Source organism: Brevundimonas sp. (genome assembly GCF_032107865.1).
Lineage (GTDB): Bacteria > Pseudomonadota > Alphaproteobacteria > Caulobacterales > Caulobacteraceae > Brevundimonas.
Genome location: NZ_DAMCNG010000187.1, coordinates 275 through 5,338, shown reverse-complemented (window position 1 = coordinate 5,338; position 5,064 = coordinate 275). Strand labels below are relative to the sequence as shown.

Genomic DNA, 5,064 nt, shown 5'->3' with positions numbered 1-5,064 from the left:
CCTTGCAGCAGCCGGCCCTGCAGCGAGGCGGAGAGGCTGGGGCGGTCCGGGCGACGCCCGCCAGGCGGGGCTTCTCGAAAGCGGCGGCTGCATCATCGGAACCATGGGCGGCCGGCTGCTGGCGACCACCGACCTGCGCCCGACCCTGGTGACGGGCGGAACGCGGTCCGGCAAGGGCCGGGGCCACGTCATGCCCACCCTGCTGTCATGGGGCTCCAGCGTCCTGGTGCATGATCCCAAACGTGAGCTCTGGCGCCTAAGCGCCGGGTGGAGATCAGTTTTCAGCTACACCTTCTACTTCGATCCGCGCGATCCGGCCTCGGCCTGCTGGAATCCGCTCGCAGAGATCCGGCCCGGCGTGGGCGAACTGGCCCAGGTGCAGAGGCTGGTCTCCATCCTGTCCGATCCCGCCGGCGGCCGCGAGGACGAGGCCATCTGGGACAAGGCGGCTTCGGAGATACTCGAGGCGGTGATCCTGCATGTCCTCTATGTCGCGTCCGACGAGGACAAGACCCTCGTCAAGGTTCGCTCCCTCCTGGCCGACCTGGACGGTTCGGCGGACCTGATGGCGAGGACCCTCCACCGCGCCGGCCCGGACGGGGCGGGCGAGGTCCACCCCTTCATCGCCACGGCGGTCCGCGGCTATGTCGCGATGCACGATCGCTTCCGCACCTCGGTCCAGGGCACGGCGCGATCCTATCTGAAATGGCTGGCCGGGGAGGAGGTGGAGCGGGTGCTGTCGCGATCCGACTTCGTCCTGTCCGACCTGATGTGCGCCGATCGTCCGGCCTCCCTCTATGTCCAGGCGGCCCCGGCCGACGCCGTAGCCCTGCGTCCGCTGGTCCGGCTGTTCTTCTATGCTGCGGCCCAGGCGCTGACGACGGATGAGGCGAGGGCAAGCGACGGACGGGTGAAGCAGCGCCGTCTCCTCATGCTCATGGACGAGTTTCCCCTGCTGGGCCGGGTGAGCTTCTTCGAGAAATCCCTGCGCCTGCTCAGCGGCTACGGGGTCAAGGTCATGTTCGTCGCCCAGTCCCTCAATGACATCGTCGAAACCTATGGCGTCCACAACACCATCCTCGACAACTGCGCCGTCTACACCGCCTTCGCCGCCCTCGATCCGCTGACCCAGGACAAGGTGTCGAGAATGACCGGAGCGGTGCTGGAGACGCGCACCAGTCGCAGCGGTCCCGCAGGCCTGGGAACGGGGCGGGCTTCGATCTCACGGTCGCAGACGGATCGCCCCTTGCTGGAGCCGGGCGAGGTCCGCGGCCTGCCGGAGGACGAACAGATCGTCTTCGCGGCGGGCGTCCGGCCCCTGAGGGCGCGCAAGCTTCGTTATGACCGGACCCGGCCCTTCCGGACCCGGTCGCAGATGGCGGCTCCGGATCAGGCGGCGCGGCTGGACGGCCCGGGCCGGCCCCGGCATCCCTGGTCGGGACGGCGGGGGTTCGGCGAGGACGCCGAGATTTCCCTACCCCTGTTCAAGGAGGTCGTCGGCGCCATGGACGAAAGGAAGGCCGCCGCCCAGGCCGCCGAGGCCTATCGGGACGCGGTACGCGATCTCGCGGCGCAGCGGGCCGTGCTGGACCATCTGCAGGGAGATCGCAAATGACCAGACGGAGCGGCGAGACCTGCCGGGTCCAGGTTTATCTGACGGATCCCAAGGTGGTGACGGGTCTGAACCGGGAGGCGAGAGCCGGGCGCATGGCCCTGAGCCAGGCGGCCGGGCGGGCCATAGCCCGCGGGCTGCAGCACAATCCGCGCGCCGATCCGGAGGACCGGCTTCTGGCCCTGGAGACGGCCTTTCGCGACCATATGCGAGCCGCGGGCCGCGACATGCAGATCGTCCAGGAGTTGCTGGTCGAACTGGCGCGGGCCTTTTTCCGTCGGTTGCCCGACGAGGACGAGGAGGCGGACGCCACCATCCAGGCGGCGGTGGAGCGGCGGATCGACCAGATGCTGGACGATACGGCGGCCCGGCTGGTGACCCGCCGCGTGGGGCGCAGCGCCTCCGGCTCCATGATGCCGGGGAGGGAGGGCGATTTCTGAGCCCGATGTCGCGGACCAGCGACGTCTCGCGGCCCTGCGCCACGCGCTTGGGGAGGCCGTTCTGGCGGCGCTCGATGATCCCCAGGTCCTGGAGATCATGGCCAATCCGGACGGACGCCTGATCCTTGATCGGCATGGCGAAGGCCGTAGCGACACGGGGGCAGTGCTTGCCGCGGCGGCGCGCGATCGGGTCGTGCGCCTGGTGGCGGACTTCGTCGGCGAAGGCGTCGGCCGGGACCGGCCAAGACTGTCGGGCCTTCTTCCCGGCGGTGAGCGGTTTCAGGCCATCATGCCGCCCCTGGCCTCTGCGGCGACCTTTTCCATCCGCAAGAAATCCCCTGTCGTCTGGACGATCGACGACTATGTGCGCGACGGCGTCATGACGCTGCGCCAGGCCGCGGTGATACGCGAGGCCGCCGAGAGCCGCCTCAATATCCTGGTCTCCGGAGGGACGGGCTCAGGCAAGACGACCCTGGCCAACGCCATCCTGGCGGAGCCCGCCTTTGCCCAGGACCGGGTCTTCCTCATCGAGGACGTGGCCGAGCTCCAGTGCTCGGCCCGGGATGTCGTGGCGGTCCTGACGCGAGGTCCGCCCGTTTCAATCGGCGTGGCGGACCTAGTCCGGGACGCCCTGCGGATGCGGCCTGACCGTATCATCATCGGTGAAATGAGAGACGGCGCCGCCGCCCTTGAGACCCTGAAAAGCTGGAACACCGGCCACCCCGGCGGCCTGTCGACCCTCCACGCCAATTCGGCGGAAGACGCGCCGCGCCGGCTGGAGGACCTGATCGCGGAAGTGACCGCGCGCACGCCCCGGCGCCTGATCGCCCAGTCGGTGGATCGCATCATTCACATCAGCAGGGGGCGAAGAGGACGAAAGATCGATGCGGTTCTTGGTCTGACCTGTTTGGGCGACGGCGAAATCGATCTGCAAACCATCGCCTGATGTGCTGAGGTATCGGAAAGTCGGCGCAAGTCATTGGGGTTCGTTTTGGCCTATGTCTCTTGAATAGACCTGCAATATGTCGCGACTTGCTCCAAGTCTTAAACAAGTCGCGCAAGACTTGTTTAAATACCAATGATATTTGTTGTTGACTCTCTGTGGACAAGTTTGCTTGCAATGTGAAGCGACGTTCTGAAACGTTCTGAACAGGAAGCAGATTATGAGCAGGTTCCTTGTGCGCCGCCTTGCCGGCATCTCAACCTTCCTGGTTCCGCTGTTCGCGGGGCCGGCCTTCGCCGGCGGGTCGGGCATGCCCTGGGAGGGGCCCCTGCAGCAGGTGGTCAACTCCATCACCGGGCCGGTGGTCCAGGCGGCCGCCGTGGTGGCGGTGGTGATCTTCGGGGTGGCGGTGGCCATGAGCGAGAGCGGCTCCAACATGAGGCGGGGTCTCGGCATCCTGTTCGGCCTGTGCATCGCCTTCGCGGCCTCCACCTTCTTCCTCGACTTCTTCGGCTTCGCCGGCGGACTGGAGGTCGCCTGATGTCCCGCGGCGGTCTGCATCCCGAGGGCTGGACCCTGCCGGTGGCCCAGGCCCTGGCCACGCCGGTCCTCATGGCGGGCATGCCCCGCGACTACGCCATTCTGATGGGGACGACGGCCCTGATGCTCGGCCTGGCGCTGCGCATCTGGTGGCTGGGCCTGCTGTGGTGGGTCCTGGCCCACGGCCTCGGCCTGTGGGCGGCCCGACGCGATCCCCGCTTCTTCGACGTCCTGAGGCGGCACCTGGTCCTGCCGGGACATCTGGACGCCTGACATGCGATTTCTCGATGAACATCGTCGGCGGCCGGCCAGTCTTGCGGATCACCTGCCATGGGCGGCCCTGGTGGCGCCGGGCGTGGTCCTGAACAAGGACGGCGCCTTCACCGCCGGTTTTCGTTTCCGCGGCCCCGATCTGGAATCCTCCACCGAGGAGGAGCTGATGGCCGTACGCGCCCGCCTCAACAACGCCCTCAGGCGACTGGGCGATGGCTGGTGCCTCCATGTCGAGGCGTCGCGTCGTCCCGCAGAAGCCTATCCGGAAAGCGAGTTCGACCAGGCCGCAGCCTGGCTGCTGGACGCGGAAAGACGCCGCCGCTTCGAGGCGGCGGACCCGGCCTTCGAGACGGACTATCGCATGGCCTTGACCTGGCTGCCCCCGGCCGACGAGACGCGGCGGATGGAACGCTGGCTGTTCGACGGCCTGGCGACAGGCGGGACCGACTGGCGGCAGGCGCTCGAGCGCTTCCAGCGCGAGGCCGCGACCCTCTTCGATCTTCTGGGTGACGCCCTCCCGGAAATCGCCTGGCTGGACGACGGCGCCCTGCTGACCTGGCTCCACGACTGCGTCTCGACTCGGCCGATGACCGTCGAGCCGCCGCACCCGCCCATGTTTCTCGACGCCTGGCTGGCGGACACGCCCCTGGCGGGCGGAGCGGCGCCCCGTCTGGGCGAACAGTGGCTCAAGGTGGTGTCTGTGCGCGGCCTGCCCGCGGCGACGCGTCCGGGTCTGCTCGACGCCCTCGGCGCCTTGCCCTTCGCCTACCGCTGGAGCGCCCGCTGGATCGGCCTGGACAAGAGCGCGGCCGAACTGGAGATCACACGGCTGCGCAAGCGCTGGTTCGCCAGGCGCAAGGGGGTGGGCGTGCTCCTGCGCGAGGCGGTGACGCGGGAAGAGACGCCCCTGGTCGATACGGATTCCGTGTCCAAGACCGAGGAGTGCGACGAGGCCCTGGCGGCCCTGGGCGCCGACGCCTGCGCCTACGGCTATCTGACCCTGACGGTGACGGTGCTGGACGACACGCCGTCCGGCGCGGCCGCTCGGGCGCGGGCGATAGAGGCGGCCCTCAACTCCCAGGGGCTGGTGGCCCGGGTCGAGGACCTCAACGCCGTGGAGGCCTGGCTCGGCTCATTGCCGGGAGAGGCCTATGCGGACGTGCGCCGACCCCTGGTCTCCACCCTCAATCTCGCCGATCTGCTGCCGGTTTCGGCCGTCTGGGCCGGCCCGGCCCGCGACGCAGCGCTCGACGGCC

5 protein-coding genes and 1 pseudogene are annotated in these 5,064 nt (G+C 68.7%); all 6 read left to right on the top strand.

Features of this window, described 5'->3' with window-relative positions; genetic code table 11:
* Positions 1 to 1,615 (top strand): type IV secretory system conjugative DNA transfer family protein (locus RT567_RS13245; protein WP_313576769.1); only part of this gene is annotated, 1,615 nt, incomplete at its 5' end.
* The gene (locus RT567_RS13240; protein WP_312205277.1) at positions 1,612 to 2,052 is read left to right on the top strand and encodes a hypothetical protein; all 441 of its coding nucleotides are present in this window, start codon (positions 1,612 to 1,614) and stop codon (positions 2,050 to 2,052) included. The genes RT567_RS13245 and RT567_RS13240, both read left to right, overlap by 4 nt.
* Entirely contained in the window at positions 2,045 to 2,998 is a 954-nt protein-coding gene (gene trbB / locus RT567_RS13235; RefSeq protein WP_312205279.1) for a P-type conjugative transfer ATPase TrbB, read from the top strand. Before RT567_RS13240 ends, trbB begins: the two co-directional genes overlap by 8 nt.
* Positions 2,999 to 3,215: 217 nt before the next feature.
* A complete protein-coding gene (locus RT567_RS13230) occupies positions 3,216 to 3,536 on the top strand; it encodes a TrbC/VirB2 family protein (RefSeq protein WP_312205276.1) in 321 nt (106 codons plus the stop codon).
* Entirely contained in the window at positions 3,536 to 3,808 is a 273-nt protein-coding gene (locus tag RT567_RS13225; RefSeq protein WP_312205275.1) for a VirB3 family type IV secretion system protein, read from the top strand. The genes RT567_RS13230 and RT567_RS13225 overlap by 1 nt, the downstream gene beginning before the upstream one ends.
* 1 nt (position 3,809) lies before the next feature.
* Positions 3,810 to 5,064, top strand: a pseudogene (locus tag RT567_RS13220) (conjugal transfer protein TrbE); the annotation flags it as partial.

Excerpts from the sequence above, each read along its gene's own strand:
- RT567_RS13230 (WP_312205276.1), top strand. The coding sequence starts at position 3,216 with ATGAGCAGGTTCCTTGTGCGCCGCCTTGCCGGCATCTCAACCTTCCTG.
- RT567_RS13240 (WP_312205277.1), top strand. The coding sequence starts at position 1,612 with ATGACCAGACGGAGCGGCGAGACCTGCCGGGTCCAGGTTTATCTGACG.
- RT567_RS13225 (WP_312205275.1), top strand. The coding sequence starts at position 3,536 with ATGTCCCGCGGCGGTCTGCATCCCGAGGGCTGGACCCTGCCGGTGGCC.